The organism is uncultured Campylobacter sp., from assembly GCF_938039205.1.
Taxonomy (GTDB): Bacteria; Campylobacterota; Campylobacteria; order Campylobacterales; family Campylobacteraceae; genus Campylobacter_A.
Genome location: NZ_CALHVM010000024.1, coordinates 1 through 17,137 on the forward strand (window position 1 = coordinate 1; position 17,137 = coordinate 17,137).

21 protein-coding genes are annotated in these 17,137 nt (G+C 45.3%); 15 read left to right on the plus strand and 6 right to left on the minus strand.

Annotation, left to right across the window (positions count from 1 at the left end):
* The 4 genes from Q0394_RS03215 to cas1 all read left to right on the plus strand — a co-directional run.
* A partial coding sequence (locus Q0394_RS03215; RefSeq protein ID WP_298945538.1) for a helicase-related protein occupies window positions 1-1,216 on the plus strand: 1,216 nt, incomplete at its 5' end.
* A complete protein-coding gene (locus tag Q0394_RS03220) occupies window positions 1,216-1,716 on the plus strand; it encodes a CRISPR-associated protein Cas4 (RefSeq protein ID WP_298945539.1) in 501 nt (166 codons plus the stop codon). The genes Q0394_RS03215 and Q0394_RS03220, both read left to right, overlap by 1 nt.
* Before the next feature lie 11 nt (window positions 1,717-1,727).
* Window positions 1,728-2,006 carry a CRISPR-associated endonuclease Cas2 gene (cas2, locus tag Q0394_RS03225; protein WP_298945608.1) on the plus strand — a complete coding sequence of 93 codons (279 nt, stop codon included), beginning with the start codon at window positions 1,728-1,730 and terminating at the stop codon, window positions 2,004-2,006.
* Window positions 2,007-2,075: 69 nt separating this feature from the next.
* Window positions 2,076-3,065: a CRISPR-associated endonuclease Cas1 gene (cas1, locus tag Q0394_RS03230; RefSeq protein WP_298945540.1), complete on the plus strand. Its 990-nt coding sequence runs from the start codon at window positions 2,076-2,078 to the stop codon at window positions 3,063-3,065.
* 627 nt (window positions 3,066-3,692) lie between these two features.
* Here cas1 and Q0394_RS03235 read toward each other — a convergent pair.
* From Q0394_RS03235 to dnaG, 3 genes are all read right to left on the minus strand, one after another.
* Window positions 3,693-4,265, minus strand: a complete 573-nt coding sequence (locus Q0394_RS03235; RefSeq protein ID WP_298945541.1) for a restriction endonuclease — start codon at window positions 4,263-4,265, stop codon at window positions 3,693-3,695.
* A 296-nt stretch (window positions 4,266-4,561) separates the two neighbouring features.
* Window positions 4,562-5,548 (minus strand): argininosuccinate synthase domain-containing protein, encoded by a 987-nt coding sequence (locus Q0394_RS03240; RefSeq protein ID WP_298945542.1) that lies wholly within the window; start codon window positions 5,546-5,548, stop codon window positions 4,562-4,564.
* Complete coding sequence (gene dnaG, locus Q0394_RS03245) at window positions 5,545-7,203, minus strand: DNA primase (RefSeq protein WP_298945543.1); 1,659 nt, start codon at window positions 7,201-7,203, stop codon at window positions 5,545-5,547. The genes Q0394_RS03240 and dnaG overlap by 4 nt, the downstream gene beginning before the upstream one ends.
* 63 nt (window positions 7,204-7,266) lie before the next feature.
* On the opposite strand from dnaG, the gene Q0394_RS03250 reads away from it, so the two are divergent.
* From Q0394_RS03250 to Q0394_RS03275, 6 genes are all read left to right on the plus strand, one after another.
* Window positions 7,267-8,292 (plus strand): hypothetical protein, encoded by a 1,026-nt coding sequence (locus Q0394_RS03250; protein ID WP_298945544.1) that lies wholly within the window; start codon window positions 7,267-7,269, stop codon window positions 8,290-8,292.
* A complete protein-coding gene (gene rnhA / locus Q0394_RS03255; protein ID WP_298945545.1) occupies window positions 8,270-8,707 on the plus strand; it encodes a ribonuclease HI in 438 nt (145 codons plus the stop codon). Before Q0394_RS03250 ends, rnhA begins: the two co-directional genes overlap by 23 nt.
* Window positions 8,707-9,375 (plus strand): ribonuclease III, encoded by a 669-nt coding sequence (gene rnc / locus Q0394_RS03260; protein ID WP_298945546.1) that lies wholly within the window; start codon window positions 8,707-8,709, stop codon window positions 9,373-9,375. Before rnhA ends, rnc begins: the two co-directional genes overlap by 1 nt.
* Entirely contained in the window at window positions 9,372-10,571 is a 1,200-nt protein-coding gene (gene aroC / locus Q0394_RS03265) for a chorismate synthase (protein ID WP_298945547.1), read from the plus strand. Before rnc ends, aroC begins: the two co-directional genes overlap by 4 nt.
* Window positions 10,572-10,805: 234 nt before the next feature.
* The gene (locus tag Q0394_RS03270; RefSeq protein WP_298789632.1) at window positions 10,806-10,973 is read left to right on the plus strand and encodes a hypothetical protein; all 168 of its coding nucleotides are present in this window, start codon (window positions 10,806-10,808) and stop codon (window positions 10,971-10,973) included.
* Between the two features lie 29 nt (window positions 10,974-11,002).
* Complete coding sequence (locus Q0394_RS03275; protein ID WP_298945548.1) at window positions 11,003-11,383, plus strand: hypothetical protein; 381 nt, start codon at window positions 11,003-11,005, stop codon at window positions 11,381-11,383.
* 70 nt (window positions 11,384-11,453) lie between these two features.
* Here the strand turns inward: Q0394_RS03275 and Q0394_RS03280 are convergent, their stop codons facing one another.
* The 3 genes from Q0394_RS03280 to Q0394_RS03290 form a co-directional block, all read right to left on the minus strand.
* Window positions 11,454-12,023 carry a ribonuclease HII gene (locus Q0394_RS03280; protein WP_298945549.1) on the minus strand — a complete coding sequence of 190 codons (570 nt, stop codon included), beginning with the start codon at window positions 12,021-12,023 and terminating at the stop codon, window positions 11,454-11,456.
* Between the two features lie 91 nt (window positions 12,024-12,114).
* Window positions 12,115-12,996, minus strand: coding sequence for a hypothetical protein (locus tag Q0394_RS03285; protein ID WP_002947125.1), 882 nt, complete (start codon window positions 12,994-12,996; stop codon window positions 12,115-12,117).
* A 10-nt stretch (window positions 12,997-13,006) separates the two neighbouring features.
* Complete coding sequence (locus Q0394_RS03290) at window positions 13,007-14,101, minus strand: ATP-binding protein (protein ID WP_298945550.1); 1,095 nt, start codon at window positions 14,099-14,101, stop codon at window positions 13,007-13,009.
* A 405-nt stretch (window positions 14,102-14,506) separates the two neighbouring features.
* Here Q0394_RS03290 and rpsJ point away from each other — a divergent pair, with 405 nt between their 5' ends.
* Genes rpsJ through rplB form a run of 5 tightly spaced genes read left to right on the plus strand, consistent with a single transcriptional unit; the run spans window position 14,507 to window position 17,137 of the window.
* On the plus strand, window positions 14,507-14,818 hold the full coding sequence (gene rpsJ, locus Q0394_RS03295) for a 30S ribosomal protein S10 (protein ID WP_002947121.1): 312 nt from the start codon (window positions 14,507-14,509) through the stop codon (window positions 14,816-14,818).
* Window positions 14,819-14,832: 14 nt separating this feature from the next.
* The gene (gene rplC, locus Q0394_RS03300) at window positions 14,833-15,411 is read left to right on the plus strand and encodes a 50S ribosomal protein L3 (protein WP_298945551.1); all 579 of its coding nucleotides are present in this window, start codon (window positions 14,833-14,835) and stop codon (window positions 15,409-15,411) included.
* Window positions 15,408-16,022 (plus strand): 50S ribosomal protein L4, encoded by a 615-nt coding sequence (gene rplD / locus Q0394_RS03305; protein ID WP_124851296.1) that lies wholly within the window; start codon window positions 15,408-15,410, stop codon window positions 16,020-16,022. The genes rplC and rplD overlap by 4 nt, the downstream gene beginning before the upstream one ends.
* A gap of 1 nt (window position 16,023) precedes the next feature.
* Window positions 16,024-16,305, plus strand: coding sequence for a 50S ribosomal protein L23 (locus Q0394_RS03310; RefSeq protein WP_002947118.1), 282 nt, complete (start codon window positions 16,024-16,026; stop codon window positions 16,303-16,305).
* A gap of 1 nt (window position 16,306) precedes the next feature.
* Window positions 16,307-17,137 carry a 50S ribosomal protein L2 gene (gene rplB / locus Q0394_RS03315; protein WP_298945552.1) on the plus strand — a complete coding sequence of 277 codons (831 nt, stop codon included), beginning with the start codon at window positions 16,307-16,309 and terminating at the stop codon, window positions 17,135-17,137.

The following is a 17,137-nucleotide window of genomic DNA, read 5'->3' on the forward strand; positions in this document are numbered from 1 at the left end:
TTTGAGAGACCAGCTTTGGATAAGCTCGGGGTGTTTCGTAGGGTGTATCATACAATTTAATCAGCTCAAAAATAGCGTCGTTATCATCGACGAGGCGCAAGCGATCCCATATAAATTTAGAAAAGATTTTATCTTGCTTTGCGAGATCATCTCGCAGCGGCTCGGCACTATTTTTATATTTATGTCGGCGACGATGCCGGTGATCAAAAGTGACAATTTCAAAGAAATTTCAAATTTGGAGTATTTTTCAAAGCAGGATAGATACGTCATAAAATGGCTTGACGTAAGCGGCGAAGAGGATCTTTTAAAAAAGATTTGCGAGACTGCAAGCGATAAAAATACCCTCGTCGTCGTAAATACGATCAAAAAAGCGCAGGAGCTGTTTGTAAAACTAAGAGATAAATTTAGCTGCTTTTGTCTAAACGGATATATGTATGATATACATAAGCGCGCAATTATAAGAATGGTAAGATGTGGGATAAGTAAGAGCAAAAAAGATCCGCTCGCGAGTAAAATTTTACTTATCTCCACGCAGTCTATCGAGGCGGGAGTGGATCTTGATTTTGACGTTGGATTTCGCGAAGTTGCGCCCATTAGCTCGATTATACAGACCGCAGGCCGCGTAAATAGGCATTTTGGAGAAATCCGCGGCGAGCTATACGTCTTTCCCGAAATAAGTAAATTTACAAATTTGATTTATGGCGATTTGCAGAAAGTAAGCAAAGCGATTTTAGAAATTTTCAAACAAAGAGAGGTGCGAGAGAGTGAAATTTTAGAAATTTCAAATTTGTATTTTCAGAAAATCAGCGATCAACTGGAAAATTTATATATACAAAGCGAGATAAAAAAGCTAGAATTCGAAAATATAAACCAAAAAATCGAAGAAATTATGAACGATAACTGCAAACAAACGCTAATAATCGAGCCCGAAGAAAATTTTATCAAGGATTTTGAAGCTAAGATTGTCGAAATTAAAAATAGCCAAAATAACGAATTTACGATACGAGATATTTTAAAAAATCACATCAGAAAGTTATCGAAATTTAGCATAAACGTAACGTTTAAAGATAAAGAGAAATTGACGCCCAATTTAAGGCAAATACGCGGACTAAAAGATATGTTTTATCTGCCATTTGGCTCGTCTTATTTTTATAGTGCGGATTACGGGCTCAAAAAAGATATGAATTTAGACATCACAGACGAGGTATTTGACTAATGTTTTGCAAAGACCAAATCACCGGTACGCTTGTGAATTATTACGTCACCTGCAAGCGCGAGGCGTGGCTTTACGCGCACCATATCCACGCCGATCAGGAGGATGAAAACGTGCTGATGGGCAAGGCGCTGGCGGAGATCAAAGAGAGCGATTTGCAGGACTTTGTTTTTTCAAATTTGAAATTCGACAAACTTTCCAAGCAGCGCGGACATTACCTCGTCACCGAATACAAAAAGAGCCTAAAAAACGAGCTTGCGGGTAAGATGCAGCTACTTTTTTATATCTATCTTTTAAAAACGGGCTTAAATTTAAAAGAGGTAAAAGGCAAACTAATCAGCGGTAAAAAGGTGATTTTAGTGGATGACAGCAGCGAAAATTTCGCTCTGATCGAGCAAATTTTAAGCGAAATAACGGCTCTCGTAAATCTGGAGCGACCGCCGAAATTTACGCAGGGCAAATTTTGCGCAAACTGCGCCTATAGCGGATATTGCGCAAGTTAAAATTTAGAAAAATGTACGTGATTTTATTTTACTACATCGCCGGCGCCGAGCAAAAAGAGAAAAACAACGCAAGCCACATCAGAAAGGCGGTCGAGAAGTTCTTGCCGCGCGTGCAGTTTTCCGTTTTTGAAGGCGAAATCCGCGAGAGCGATTTTAAAAAACTAAGCGCAATGCTGCAAAAAGAGTGCATTACGCAGCTTGACTCTATCGTGATTTACACGTTTAATTCGCTGAAGTATTCCAAGCGTATAGTCATCGGACAGGATAAAAGCGGCGCGCTGTTTAGTTAAATTTGCTCGCGTAAATTTGCCGAATTTGACGGCGACACTTAAAATCCCGGCTAAATTTAAGGAAAAAAGATGCAAAAAAGCGATAGGACGCATTTTATTTTGAGCGCAGGCAGGCTTCGCAGGCAAAATAACAATATCTATTTTGATAAATTTGACGATGCAGGCGCGGTCGTCGCTAGTAAAATTTTGCCGATAAATGCGATCGATGAAATTTACGTGCTTGCAAAAGTGCAGATCGATACCTACACTATGGCGTTTTTGGCCGATAACAACGTCCTTTTGCACGTTTTTAGCCCATATCAGAGCTTTCGCGGCAACTTTTATCCAAACACCTCAAACTCGGTCAATAAAAGCGGCTTTGTGCTACTAAATCAGGTCCGCGCCTTTGACGATCCGCTTAAGCGCGCCTACATCGCTCGCGAGATCACTCGTGCGCACATCCTAAACGACGCGGCAAACTGCAAAAGACACGGGGTAAAATTTGACGTCTCGCCCCACATAGAGGCGCTAAACGCTGCTGCGGACGTGCCTGCGATAATGGCTGTGGAAGGGGCGTTTCAAAAGTTATACTACGAAAAATGGAACGAGATAATCGCGGATCAAAAAAGCTTTAAATTTACCGTTCGCTCCAAGCGCCCGCCCGCTGATAAAATCAACAGCTTCATAAGCTACGTAAATACGCGCATTTATAACGTCTGCCTCAGCGAAATTTACAAAACCGAGCTTGATCCGCGCATCGGCTTTTTGCACGAGCCAAACTACCGCGCGCTGAGCCTGCACCTCGATCTTGCCGAGATTTTTAAGCCGATTTTGGGCGATACGCTGATTTTTAATATGCTAAATAAAAAAGAGATCACCGCAAAGGACTTCCAAACGGACGCCGGGCGGATAAAATTTAGTAACGACGCCGTGCAAAAGATCGAGCTAAAGATGATCACAAGGCTTGGCGAAACGGTTTCTATAGGCGGGCGCGATCTCACGTGGCGGCAGGTCGAGGCTAATCAGATCAAAAAATGTATCTGCGAGGATGCGCCTTACGAGGGATCTAGGTGGGGGTAAATTTGATATTTGTCGGCAGGGACAGCAAAAGGTCGCGGTTGCATTTTGATGATTTGATTTTGGGGCCTTGACTTCATTAAAATGCGGCACAAAAATCGCTATTCATTTGCGGTCAAATTTGACTTATGCGTCTTTGGGTATGGTGTCGGGTTGGGGGATGCTAGCTTACTTTTGTTGCGGCGGGATATTTGATTTCTAAGTGCCTTTTTAAATCCAAATCATGTCGATAAAGCTTTTTCTAAGATTCTAGAAATGATGAAATTTAGGGCATTTTGTATCGATATTATTTTGCTTTTTATGCAAATTTAAGGCGTAAAAATATAGACTTTGAGTTTTTATAGCCCTAAAAATGTATATTTTGGTGCTGTTAAAATTTACTCCGTTGGAGTTTGAAACAAGGTTTTGGAAGCTTTAACATGCGGAACGCTAAAAAGTTAAAATTTACTCCGTTGGAGTTTGAAACAAGGATCGTAAAAGCAGGTCGCACGTCAAGCTGAGGTTAAAATTTACTCCGTTGGAGTTTTGATGTAATCAATTTTTGTGGCTTAGTATGCTGTGCGATTGATTATAGACGGGCGACAAAATACAAAGTTGCAATAAATAATTTATGATTTTCTGTTAATTTGGCTAACAGCCTATCGGCTGATTGCCTGCAAGCAGTTTTTCTAGCTTGCGATTTTTAAAGAATTTGACGACGTCAAACGCGATCTTGGCAGCCAAAAGCGCCAAAAAAACGTGTCTAAAAGCATAGAATTTTCCTAAGTATTTATGCTTTTTCATGAGTTTTAGCGCGAGTGTTTTTATCGCCTCTATCGGCTTTTTGATAGCTTCGCCGATCATTTTGTCTTTTATCTCATGCACGACGAGAGCGGTGATGGTTTTTAGGTATTTTTTAGTTTTGGGCGCTGGTAAATTTTGCGTCGCAGTTTTGCCGTAAACGCCATCAATCCAAGCTTCAAAATTTTGCCGAGCATTTTTGCTTTTTAGGAGTTTTTCGCCGGCTTTGCTTATCTCATAAATCCCGCGCGAAGTCTTTAAAACGATCCTTTTTTCTTGCAACAAAGCTTGAATTTTAGGGCTACTTGCTATGACGCCTAAAAGCGCGTCGGTTTTGCTCAGACTCGCACCCGTTTTGCTCGATAAAAACTCCGCTATTTCCTTACGGCTCGCCTTTTTTCTCTCGTTTAAAAACTGCGCCAATAAAAATAATCCTTGATAATCCATCGCAAAACTCTCATTATTATATTAAAATGAGAATTATACTTAAAATATATCAAAATAAAATAAAAGCCAGTATCATTTTGATTTTACTGCGTCGTAATGTAAATTAAATTTGCCGAGTTAAAATAAAAGATTTGTGTCGTAAATTTGAAATTTATCCGTGCGCAGGCTCTAAAATTTGCGGTAAATTCTACGGCAAATTTCAAAGAAAGATAGTATTTTTAGCTTTAAATTTTGCCGTTTTCGCAAATCAGACAAATTTAAAGCTCATAAATTTAACTAACAAAAAACTCCTGCGCAGCCTGCTTGCTCTCAAACGGCTTCACGCAAATTCCGCGTTCGCCGACTCTAGCGAGCACTGCCGTATCTTTATCCGCTCTAGTGTAGGCAAGCGCCAGCCGCACGGCAAACTCGAGGTCGGCTTCGTTAAATTTAGCATCCACGAAGCTCACCGCGCCCACGATATCGCTGTCAAATTTGATCTGAGTAAATTTTGGATTATTTAGAGCTAGCAGTTTGGCGTTGTCGTTTTCGTCGCGGCCGATGATCATTTTGGTGCCGTTTGGTAGGCGCAGATGGCGTCCGACGCGCAGTAGCTGCATGTCCGCGCTAGTCATTTCAGGGTCAAATTTGATGAAATCTCTGATTTTATTCGCAAAGCTCTCGATCGTGAGCAAGCACCCGCCGCCAGGCGTCTCGTACTCGCTAAAGCCAAACTCCTTGGCAAGCGCGAGTTGCCTCTTGCGGTCGCGTCCGCTGATGGCGAGCAGTTTGCTGCGATCGACCCAACCCTCGCGCTCGGGCTTCGTGGGCTTCATCAGCTGCGCGGACATCGGGCGCAAGATAAGATCCTCCTCGTCGCCCGCGGCGTTTTTGACCTGCGCCATCGCGTCGCGTCTCTGACTCATCGGACGCTGGCCGATCACCTCGCCCGTCGCGATAAAGTCCGCACCCTCCGAGCGCATTATCGCAAGCGCGGTTTTAAACATATATCCGTGACAGTCGATGCAGGGGTTAAAGTGCTTGCCGTAGCCGTGCTTTGGCGTAAAAAGCACGTCGCGTAGGTATTCGTTTCTGATATCGATTATTTTAAGCTCGGCTCCGGCTTCGTTCGCGCGGCGGCGTAAAATTTCGGCCTTTTTCTCGTCGCCGCTAAAGCCGATGTCGATGTGCACAGCCGTGACGTCGATGCCTTGGTTTGCCAGCAGCTTGATGGCGATCATGCTGTCCAGCCCACCGCTAAATAAAACTAACGCTTTCATTTTTTTAGTTCCTCAATAATTTTTTTTATTTTTGATAGTATTTGTTTTTTTTCCTCTAAAGGAATTTGTTTTGCCGAATATTCTTTGTGCAAATTCTCGTAAAATCTCACTTTTAAAATAACTATATTTTTTAAAATTTCATCCTCGTCTTTAAAGGCGTCGTAGTTTTCAAACATCAGCTCGCGCACGGCCGGATCGTCCGCATCGACTCCCTGCGCTACGGCCTCGAAAATATCTCTGTGCCGCACAAAATACTCAGTTTTTAAATTTTCTAAAACAATTCTTTTAAAATTTGGATTTTCGATCATCGTTTTTAAAAACCGAATTTCAAGTATATCCTTACGCCCGCGCTGATTTTTGCCCAAATTTTGTATTTCGTAGGCTTGCATGCGCTCCTGAGCGGCTTGCGTATTTGCGCCTCTAGTTAACCAAAACGACCCCTCGGCTATCTTTAAAATTTTAGCCACGAGCGGGACGTAAGAGTTTGCGACGACGGGTTTTAGGCTTGCCGTAAAAGCCTGGATCGCTTCTAGCGCCTTTTGCTTTTGTACGGGACGCGAGAGGTCAAAGCCGCTAGCTAGATGCCTGATGTAAAATTCGCCGATCTCCGTGCCGCTTTCAAAAATTTGCCGCAGATACTCTATCTTGCCCGCTACCACCATATCGGCCGGATCTGCGCCGCCCTCAATAATGACGACGCTGCCGTCGATTTCGTTTTGCGCAAGCAGCAGGGCGGACTTCGTCGCGGCGTTTATGCCTGCATCGTCGCCGTCAAAGCACAAAATAACGCTAATCTCGCCGCGCTTTAAAAGCGGTAGGTGCTTGGTCGTGAGCGCGGTTCCAAGCACGGCTACGACGTTGTTAAAGCCCGCCTTGTGCAGCATGATAACGTCCATGTAGCCTTCGGTGATGATGATCTGATTTTTGGCGAAAATTTCGCGCTTTGCCAGGTGGTAGCCGTAAAAAAGCGTGGATTTGTCAAAGACCGCGGACTGGGGCGAATTTACGTATTTGGCAGGATTGCCGCTGATAGTGCGCCCGCCAAAGCCTACCAGCCGTCCAGCGTGCGTATAGATAGGAAAGGTGATGCGGTTTATGAAGCTAGCGTAGATGCCGTTTTCGTTTTGCTTTACGATGCCGACTTCTAGGGCTTCTTTGGGCTCGATGTGTTCGTTTTGCAGTAGCCTTATCGTCTGTGCGCTCTCAGGCGCGAAACCTAGCTCAAATTTATCTATCAGTTCGTCCGTGATACCGCGCGAGTACAGGTACTCGACGGCCGCGGGAGTTTTGTAAAGCAGCGAGCGGTAAAAGGCGTTTGCGTTTTCTAGGATGTGTTTGTTTTCTTTCGCCGGTTCGCCGCCGCGCACGTAGTTTAGCGTGAAATTTTGTAGTCCTGCGATCTTTTCGACGGCTTCGGGGTAGCTTAGCTTTTCGTAGTCCATCACGAATTTGATCGCGTCGCCGCCGGCTTTACACGAAAAGCAGTGAAATATCCCGCGCGACGGGCTCACGCTCATGCTCGGGTTTTTATCGTCGTGAAACGGGCAGACGCACACGAAGTTCGCGCCGCTTTTTTTTAGCGGCAGATAGTGCCCGACGACATCGACGATATCGGTTTGCGCTTTTAGTCTTTCTATTGATTTTGGATCGATCATAAGCGAGATTATACAATCGTTTCGCTATAATCGGCGTTAAATTTGACTTTAGAAAGCGGCATTTTGGATATATTTTTTATCGAATTTAGAGACCCGATTTTCGGTCTCGTGGTGCTAGTCGCCGCGGTGCTCGTGATCGCCGTTTTTAGCTACGCATGGGGCGTTTTTAAGAGCAAGGATGAAAAGGCGGAGATCGCGGGATTTTTGAAAAAATTCGGCAAATCTCAAGGCCTTAGCGACGAAAACAAACAGCTTTTGATAAACTCGGGCGCAGATACGGCTACGATGTGCTTTTTGGCGGGGACGTTTTCAAAAAGCGGGTATTTTGAAAAGGCTATCAACGTCTATGCTGTGGCTTTAGAGCGGGCTAAAAACCGCGTGGCAAAGGAGCAAATTTTTACCGATCTTGGTCAAACTTATTTTAAGGCGGGCTTTCTTGAGCGCGCAAAGAGCGTATTTTTGGAGGCGCTAAAAATCTCTCCGCGAAATCAAATCGCGCTAAAATCCCTAACGATAATTTTCGAAAAACTAAAAGACTACGAGGGCGCGCTGCAGGCTTTGGATGCCTTACAGGAGCTTGGCGAGGGCGTGAGAGCGCAAACAGCGTATATCAAGGCGCTACAAATTTTAGCGGATAAAAGCAAAGATGAAACCGCTAAAATCGGCGAAATTTTAGCCCTAAAGGACGAATTTGCACTAGTGCGGCGTATGGCGATGGAGAGGCTAAATTTAAGCGGTTCGGGGCTTAAGGATTTTAGCGATTTCCCGCCGCTTGAGGATGTTTTGGATTTGGTTTATTATCAAAACTCGCCCGTAAATTTAACCGATCCCGAGTACAAGAGTCTATTTTTCGTCAAAAGCATGAGCGACGAGGACGGCGCGCCGCTGGGCTTTGAGCTAGAGGTTTTAAAGAAGTTAAAGGTGGCCGACTACGACAAAGCCGTGCTTAGCTTTAACTACGTTTGCAAGAGCTGCAAAAACGCCTTTCCGATGCATTTTTACCGCTGTCCGATGTGTAGCGAGCTAGGCAGTGTGCAAATTTTGCCTCACATCACGGAAAAATCCGATGAAAACAGTATGCCTTTTTAGCGACGGCTCGTGCCTGGACAACCCGGGTCCCGGCGGCTGGGCATACATCCTAGAGTACGGCGAGCACAAAAAAACGGCAAGCGGCGGCGAGGCGTATACGACGAATAATCAAATGGAGCTACGCGCTGCGATCGAAGGACTAAAAGCGCTAAAGCAGCCCTGCCGAGTGAAGCTCTACACCGATAGCTCATACGTCGCAAACGCCGTAAATGCGTGGCTAGAGGGCTGGGTGAAGAAAAACTTTAAAAACGTAAAAAACGTCCCGCTGTGGCAGGAGTATCTGGCTGCTAGCGAGCCGCACGAGGTCGAAGCGATCTGGGTCAAAGGCCACGCCGGACACCCGCAAAACGAGCTTTGCGACGAGATGGCGCGCGAACAAGCCGTAAAGATAAAAAATAGCTTAAAAGGCGAATAATGCGAAATTTGGAAGAGAAATTAGGATATAAATTTAAAGACGAAAAACTGCTAAAAACCGCGCTCACGCATAAAAGCGTAAAAGGCGGCGCAAACAACGAGAGGCTCGAGTTTTTGGGCGATGCGGTGATGGATCTGGTGATCGGGGATTATCTTTTTCACAAATTTTCGCGTCTGAGCGAAGGCGATCTAAGTAAACTGCGCGCCGCGCTAGTAAATGAAAAAAGCTTTGCCGAGCTCGCCAAATATCTAAATTTAGGCCAGCTCATCAATATCTCGCCCGCCGAGGAGCACAACGGCGGACGGCTAAAAGCATCGATCTTATCAGACGCCTTCGAGGCGCTGATGGGCGCGATCTACCTAGAAAGCGGCTTTGACGCCGTGCGCGCGGCCAGCCTAAAGGCCTTTGAGAGATGCTACCCCGATATAAATTTTGAGCGCATGGTAAAAGACTATAAAACCGCGCTGCAAGAGCTCACCCAAGCGCGCTTCGCCGAGATACCAAAATACGTGCTGGTGGGCTCAAAAGGGCCCGATCATAAGAAAGAATTTGAGATCGCGCTGATGCTAAACGAGCGCGAAATCTCGCGAGCCGCGGGCAAGAGCAAAAAAGAAGCCGAGCAAAAAGCCGCCAAAACCGCGCTTGAAATTTTAGGAGAGGGCAAGTGAACACCTTTGGACGCAAACTAGCGCTAACGACGTTTGGCGAGAGTCACGCAGCGGCTATCGGCGGCGTGCTAGACGGCTTTCCCGCGGGCGTGCGTATCGATTTAAATTTTATCCAAAGCGAGCTTGACAAACGAAAGCCGGGCGGCTCGAAATTTGCCACGGCCAGGAGCGAAAGCGACTGCGTAGAGATTTTAAGTGGCGTGTTTGATGGCTTGAGCACAGGCACTCCGATCGGCTTTATCATCCGAAACGAAAATCAAAAATCGGGCGATTACGAAAATTTACGCGAGCTTTTTCGCCCCGGTCACGCAGACTACGCCTACTACCGCAAATACGGCATCCGCGACCACAGAGGCGGCGGACGCAGCTCGGCTAGAGAGACGGCTGTGCGCGTGGCGGGCGGCGCGATAGCTCAAATTTTGCTGGGCGAGTTTGGCGTCAGCGTGCAAAGCGGCGTGGCTAGCGTGGGCGAGATATCGTGCGGCGAGCGGCTGGATTTCGAGCTGGCGGCGCGCTCGGAGATATTTTCGCTAGGTAACGAAGAGGCGATGAAAGAGGAAATCCTAAAAGCCAAGCGTGATCACGACAGCGTCGGAGCTAGCGTCGTCACGGTTATCCGCGGCGCGCCGGCCGGGCTTGGCGAGGGGCTATACTATAAATTTGACGCGGCAATCGCGGCTGCGATGATGGGCATAAACGGAGTCAAAGCCGTAGAGATCGGCGAGGGCGCAAATGCCAGCAAGATGCGCGGTAGCGAAAATAACGACTCGATGGGCGCGGCGTATGCGGGCGTAAATTTGAGCGCGGATAACCCTACTCTTGACGGCGCGAAGCAGCGGTCAAATTTAAACGGAGGCAAATTTGACGAATTTAAAAGCACTTGCCGCGGCTCAAATTCAAACGAGAAATTCGGTTTTGCCTCAAATCACGCGGGCGGAACGCTAGGCGGTATGACGAGCGGGCAAGAAGTCGTGATAAAGACGCATTTTAAGCCGACCCCGTCGATATTTTTATCTCAGCCGACGCAAAACGTGCGCGGCGAGGACGTCATCTGCGAGCTGCGCGGACGGCACGATCCGTGTATCGGAGTGCGCGGCAGCGTCGTAGCCACCGCGATGGCAAGGCTCGTAACAGCCGATATGCTACTTTTAAATTTGAGCGCAAATCTTGCGAATTTAAAGAAAATTTACGGCTAACTCCAAGATAACCGCACTCCAAACGAAGCAGAGCAAAACGGACGCTGCGCGCGCGAAATTTGCGACGACTTCTACGCGTATTTGGGCTATAAGGCCGCAAATTTTGGCTACAAATACGTAAAAATCCCACCGCGAAATTTATAAAAAATCCGCAGTTTTCGCACTATTTTTTATATCTAAAGCTTTTCCTGAAATGCTCTTAACGAAAGCGTCAAAATTCGCATCCATAAACGCATGAAATTTGCGCTCAGTAAAGATGTTTGGCAGATTTATATTTACGACATAGACGTCGAGAAAAACGGCATAACAGACATCTTTTATATAAAAAATATCTCGCATGGCAGCTTAGAAAATTTACTCACGGACGCTGCAAAATATCTAAAATTTATGCAAAAGCCATAGAAAAAATAGAGCGCGCCAAGGAGCCGGGAGTGCATGAATTTAGGCTTTTTAATGCTAACGGCAAGAAAAAGTACATCCTAAAAAGACTTGCCAAACAGACTACGAAGCGCGAAAATCTAAGCATCGGCACGATGTTTATACGAACGAGTCGGTTGCTAGCATTTACGAGAAATTTTGTAGTTTTTAAAAATATCTTGCGCAAAATAAGCCAAATTTGCAGTTTTACGCTACGTCGAACGGGAGCTGTCCTGGGGATCAGAAGTATGCGTAAATATCAAATTTGCTCTTGTTTTCTTGTAGAATCAAATTTGGCAACTAGGCCGTATCGCATAACTCGGTCACTCATAAGGTCGCCGATAAAACAGTTAAATTTAAAGAAAATAGTTTTAGTTTTTGATGTTTATGCGTAAAATTCGTATAATTTATCGTCGCGCAAATGTTCAATCTATTTTACGAAAACAAGGCTACACAAAGTCAAATTTACTCATCAAACAGCCCGCGCTCAAAGCTTTTTACGTGAAAGCTACGCCTTTGCAGCGGCGAGTCGCCAAGACTTGCGATCGCGTCTAGATGCGCTTTCGTGCCGTAGCCTTTGTGTGCGGCGTATCCATAGCCCGTATACACGCCGTCCCACGCCTGCATCAGCGCGTCGCGGCTTACCTTGGCTAGGATGCTTGCGGCGCTCACCTGCGCGACCTTGCCGTCGGCTCCGACCATCGTTTTTATGCCGGTGCCGTAGTTTGCGTTGCCGTCGTAGAGCAGCTCGCAGTCCGTAAAATGCGCCTTAAACAGCCGCAGCGCGCGTCTGAGGCACTCGCTAAGCCCCAGCTCGTCGATTTGCTCGTTTGAAAAATACGCGATGAGAAATTCCGAGTTTTTTATTATCTCTTTTAACAGCTCCTCGCGACGCTTTTCAGTCAGTTTTTTTGAGTCGTTTAGGCCCGCTATATCGCGCTTTAGTACGCATGCGGCTACCGCCATGGGGCCCGCTAGCGCACCGCGTCCAGCCTCGTCGATACCGCATATTTGGGCGTCAAATTTGTTTTTCATCGGCATGCTTTCACGTATTTTTTGGAGTTTAAGTCATCAAATTTCGGTTTGATTCGTATCAAATTTTGCCTTCCACTTTTCAAAAAATTGCCTAAAACAGCCCGAAATTTTGTTTTAGATACTCTTTTACGAGTTCAAGCGGTAGCGAGATCTCGCTGTTTTTACCGCCGGCCGCACCGTCAAAAAATGTAATGCCGCTTGGCGAGAGTGTAAAATTTTCGCTCGGCGTTATCTTTTCTTTTGCGAATATCGCCGCTAAATTTGTATCGTTTAGATCCTTAAAAACGTCGCTTAAATTTATCTTTTTTAGGTTTTTGAGCCAGACGGTTTTGCAGACTTTTCCGCTTGCGCCTAGTTCGCAGACGCTTCTTATTTTTCCGTTTTGGTACTCGAGGTTATTTAGCGCGTTTGCGGCGCTGTTTGAGGAGTCTTTGAGCCATGCCGATTTAAAATTTACAAGTTTTGCTGCGAGAGATTTTTTGTTATTTTGCGCAAATTTAGGCGAGTAAAAGTCGCTCGCTACGGCTTCAAATCGCGCTCCGTCTTGCCCGATCTCTTGCAGTCCGAGCGCGGCAAAATCATAGCTTGCAACATGTTTTAGCATGGCTTTTCGCGCCTTGCCTCTGATTGCTAGCTTGCCCGTTAGTTCGCCGTTATCCGCTTTCACGCTCAGATTTAGCCACTCGGTGATCGCGCTTACGGCCGTTATAGCGGCGCCTGATCTTTCGATGCTGCCCTTACTAAAGTCGTATCTGGCACCCTCAAAAAATGCGTGACCTTGAAATTTGGGCGGTAAAACGACGCCTTTATCGCTAAAATTTTCAAACTCGGCCTCAAGCTCACTGATATAGAGCTCAAATTTGCTCCCGTCCGCCTCGCCTGCAAATTTATAAATTTTACCCTCGTTTTCGTGTCTGATCTCGTAGCCTAGCGCCAAAACGCAAGCCAAAAATAGCGTCGCAACCGCTCTCATAATCGCTCCTTTATATGCCTAGCGCCCAGCGAGAAAACGGCGCGACCTCGCATTTTATGCCCTCTATGCTCGTCTTGCCCGAGTTTGCCACACTGATTGCTTGTAGCCTATTTATACCTAAAATTTTTAAATTTGCGTGCAGTTTTTTAAATTTTAAAAAGACCAAATCCGCATCGCTAAACGGCGAGCAAATGATAGCAAGTTTCCTTTTTGGCAGGAAAAAATCAAGCTCTTTTGTATAAAAAATCTGCTCGTTAAATTTGGCTAGCTCGCAAAAAATCGTGTTATTAAAATTCTTAGCGAAGTCCTTTTTTAGGCTTAGTGCACTTTTAAACGCAAAGTCGTTAAAATAAAGCCTTTTTGCGGCGTTTGGCTCGTTAAATTTCTCTACCAGGCTAACCGCGCTCATATTTTCCAGCTCGCTAAGCGCGCCGTAAACGCTATCTTTTGAGATTTTGCGGGTGGATTTTAGCGTGCTAAAAATCTCAAAAACGCTCACGTTTTGCGCCTGAGCTTTCACGCACTCTTTTAGTACGGCCAGCTGTGTGGCGGAGAGTGAGGATTTTAGCGCGGTTTGTAGATTTACCGCGACGTTTTCGGGATCGCAAAAGGCCGACGCGGGGCTTCTGCCGTGAAGCAAAAAGTGGCTAAAAAGCGTTTCTGGATCGATCTTTTTCGAAAAAAATGCGATAAACTCCTCGTAGTCTAAAAAATCCAAATTTAGCTCGCTAAAGCCGCTTAAATTTACGTCCCTAAATTGCGAGGCTAGGATAAAATTTGATAAATTTAGCTCCAAAATTCGCTCAAATTTTTCCTGAAATCTCTGCTCGAAATCATCGATCGCTAGAATTTTTATCTGTGGATTTTGGCGTAAAAACTCTGGCAAATTTGACAAAATCTCATCCGCATCTATGCGAAGGTCGCCTAAATTTACGTACAAAAACTCTTTGCTCTCAAATGCCGACAAAAAGCCAGCGATTAGAGATGTTTTGCCGCTTCCTATACTGCCTTTTATCAGCGTTTTGGGTGCGACGATTTCAAATTTTCTATTTATAAATTTGATATTTTTTGGCGGATTTTGATAAAGCGCGTTTAGGATTTGCATTTTTTGCCTTTTAAATTTGGAAAATTATAGCGAAGTTTCCTTATAAAGAGGAAGCTAATTAAAATTTTATCTCAAAAGATGATCTAAAATTTACCGCTTTTAAAAGAAAATGTATTAAATTTGAGCGAGAAAAACGCAGACACTATGAAAGCAAAATTTTATTCGAACCAAATTTGCGTTCGAATAAACCCGTCCAAATTTACATCAAACCAAATTTAAATATTTCGCATCAAATTTTCAGCCAAATTTGCAAAAACTTCCTTATAAAAAGGAAATAATTTTATTAAATTTCATCAAATTTGCTCAAAATATTGACTTTAAAAAGCCATTTGGATAAAATCCGAGTCTCTTACACAAGTAAGAAGTGTCGTATGTTTGCGACAAGTTCTATTCAAAGGAAAGAAAATGGAAAGAATCAGGCTTAAGCTTAAAGCTTATGACCATAGAGTTCTCGACCGCACAGTTGCAGCCATAGTAGAAGCTGTCAAACGAACGGGCGCCGACGTCAGAGGTCCGGTGCCGATGCCTACGAAGATCAAACGCTACACGGTCTTAAAATCACCACACATCAACAAAGACTCACGCGAGCAGTTTGAAATGAGAATTCACGCTAGAATGCTAGATATCGTAGCGGCTACGCCCGATACCGTCGACTCGCTAACAAAGCTTGACTTAGCCCCTGAGGTTAATGTCGAAGTCCGCGCGATGGGCAAATAAAGGCGAGGTGAAAGATGGAATATATCGTAGAAAAAATAGGCATGAGCAGAACGGTAAACAACCCGAGTATCCCTGTTACGCTTCTAAAAGTCGTAAACGCTAAAGTTTGCGAAGTGAGCGAATGCGGCAGCGCGATAGTAGCTTATGCTAAAGGTAAAGCAAAAAATAAAGCCATAGAGGGTCAGCAAAAAAAATATAGCCTAACGGCGGAATTTAATAAATTCGCAACCCTAGAAGTCGCCAATAAAGAGGCAGGCGATCTTGATTTTAGTCCGCTTAGCTCGGCTAAAATTTTAAAAGTTAGCTTCAGCTCAAAAGGTAAAGGCTATCAAGGCGTCGTGAAAAGACACGGGTTTGCGGGTGGCCCAAAAAGCCACGGTTCTCGCTTCCACAAAAGACACGGCTCTATCGGTAACCGCGAGTGGCCGGGACGCGTTCAGCCTGGTATGAAAATGGCCGGACACACCGGAAACGAAAAAGTTACCGTTAAAAACGAAATCGTAAGCTTTGACGCCGAAAACGGAATTTTGGTTTTAAAAGGCAGCGTCGCTGGCTATAACGGCGCAATGGGCAGAATAAGGATAGTAAAATGAGTAAAGTTTGCGTATTAAACGAAAAATTTGAAAAAGCTAGCGAGCTTGATCTACCGGCTAATTACGCCCAGATTAACCCGCACAACCTATATCTTTACGTTAAGTCTTATTTGTCCGGTATGCGTTCAAATTCGGCTCACACCAAAACCAGAGCTTTCGTAAGCGGCGGCGGTAAAAAACCGTGGAGACAAAAAGGTCGCGGCGGCGCTAGAGCGGGCTCAACCAGAACTAACGTCTGGGTAGGCGGCGCAGTGGCGTTTGGTCCGAGCAACGAGCGAAACTATTTCCAAAAGGTCAATAAAAAGCAAAAAAGATTGGCGCTTGAGTTCGCGCTAAACGAAAAAGCTAACGCGGGTAAAATTTTCGCGGTAGATAGCATAGAGATCGCAAGCGGTAAGACTAAAGACGCTGCTAAAGTAATCAGCGCGTTAAATTTGAGAGATGCCTTGGTCGTAAAAGATCTGCTTGACGACAACACGCTATTGGCGTTTAGAAATTTATCAAACTGCTATCTAATCGATGCGAGCGAGATAAACGCTTACTTAGTGGCGACTTACGGTGCCGTCGTTATCGAGAAGGCCGCACTTGAATCTATAATAAAAGAGGGCTGAAATGGCAGATATAACTGATATCAAAACGATTTTATATACGGAAAAAACTCTCGGTCTTCAAGAGCAAGGCGTGGTCGTCATACAAACTTCGCCTAAGATGACTAAAAACAGGCTGAAAGAAATTTTGAAAGAGTATTTTGGAGTAACGCCGCTTCGCGTAAATTCGCTTAGAATCGACGGAAAAGTTAAGCGTTTCAAAGGAAGAGAAGGACAACGAAGCGAGATAAAGAAATTTTACGTTCAGTTGCCTGAAGGCTCAAGCCTAGAAAACACGGAGGCGTAAGATGGCGATAAAAACATATAAACCTTATACACCTAGCCGCAGATTTATGACGGGCTTATCAAGCGAGGACATCACCGCTAAACCTAGCGTGAGAAGCCTACTTGTAAAGATCCCTGTAAGCGGCGGTAGAAATAGCAATGGTAGAATAACTTCTAGACATAAAGAAGGCGGAGCGAAGAAGCTTTATAGAATCATCGACTTTAAACGCCGCAAATTTGGTATCGAAGGTAAAGTCGAAGCTATCGAGTACGATCCGAACAGAAACTGCCGCATCGCGCTTATCGCTTATAAAGACGGCGAAAAACGCTACATCATCAGACCAAACGGGCTAAACATTGGCGACGTCGTAGCAGCAGCCGAGGCAGGTCTAGACATAAAACCTGGCAACGCGATGAAACTAAGAAACATCCCTGTTGGTACTATCGTACATAACGTGGAGCTAAAACCGGGCAAGGGCGCTCAGATGGCTCGTTCAGCCGGCGGTTATGCTCAGCTAATGGGTAAAGAGGAAAAATACGTAATGCTTCGCTTGCCAAGCGGCGAGATGAGACAAGTGCTCGCAGAGTGCATGGCTAGTATCGGCGTAGTAGGTAACGAAGACTGGGCGAACGTAACTATCGGTAAAGCCGGACGTAATCGCCACAGAGGTATCCGTCCTCAAACCCGCGGTTCTGCGATGAACCCAGTAGATCACCCGCACGGCGGTGGTGAGGGCAAGAAAAACTCAGGCCGTCATCCTGTTACTCCATGGGGTAAACCGACCAAAGGTGCTAAGACTCGCCGCAAGAAGGCTAGCGATAAGCTTATAATTTCAAGAAGGAAAGGTAAATAG

Coding starts and splice junctions, on each gene's coding strand:
- Q0394_RS03220 (WP_298945539.1), top strand. CDS start 1,216: ATGTTTTGCAAAGACCAAATCACCGGTACGCTTGTGAATTATTACGTC.
- cas2 (WP_298945608.1), top strand. CDS start 1,728: ATGTACGTGATTTTATTTTACTACATCGCCGGCGCCGAGCAAAAAGAG.
- cas1 (WP_298945540.1), top strand. CDS start 2,076: ATGCAAAAAAGCGATAGGACGCATTTTATTTTGAGCGCAGGCAGGCTT.
- Q0394_RS03240 (WP_298945542.1), bottom strand. CDS start 5,548: ATGAAAGCGTTAGTTTTATTTAGCGGTGGGCTGGACAGCATGATCGCC.
- dnaG (WP_298945543.1), bottom strand. CDS start 7,203: ATGATCGATCCAAAATCAATAGAAAGACTAAAAGCGCAAACCGATATC.
- rnhA (WP_298945545.1), top strand. CDS start 8,270: ATGAAAACAGTATGCCTTTTTAGCGACGGCTCGTGCCTGGACAACCCG.
- rnc (WP_298945546.1), top strand. CDS start 8,707: ATGCGAAATTTGGAAGAGAAATTAGGATATAAATTTAAAGACGAAAAA.
- Q0394_RS03270 (WP_298789632.1), top strand. CDS start 10,806: ATGAAATTTGCGCTCAGTAAAGATGTTTGGCAGATTTATATTTACGAC.
- Q0394_RS03280 (WP_298945549.1), bottom strand. CDS start 12,023: ATGAAAAACAAATTTGACGCCCAAATATGCGGTATCGACGAGGCTGGA.
- Q0394_RS03285 (WP_002947125.1), bottom strand. CDS start 12,996: ATGAGAGCGGTTGCGACGCTATTTTTGGCTTGCGTTTTGGCGCTAGGC.
- Q0394_RS03290 (WP_298945550.1), bottom strand. CDS start 14,101: ATGCAAATCCTAAACGCGCTTTATCAAAATCCGCCAAAAAATATCAAA.
- rpsJ (WP_002947121.1), top strand. CDS start 14,507: ATGGAAAGAATCAGGCTTAAGCTTAAAGCTTATGACCATAGAGTTCTC.
- rplC (WP_298945551.1), top strand. CDS start 14,833: ATGGAATATATCGTAGAAAAAATAGGCATGAGCAGAACGGTAAACAAC.
- rplD (WP_124851296.1), top strand. CDS start 15,408: ATGAGTAAAGTTTGCGTATTAAACGAAAAATTTGAAAAAGCTAGCGAG.
- Q0394_RS03310 (WP_002947118.1), top strand. CDS start 16,024: ATGGCAGATATAACTGATATCAAAACGATTTTATATACGGAAAAAACT.
- rplB (WP_298945552.1), top strand. CDS start 16,307: ATGGCGATAAAAACATATAAACCTTATACACCTAGCCGCAGATTTATG.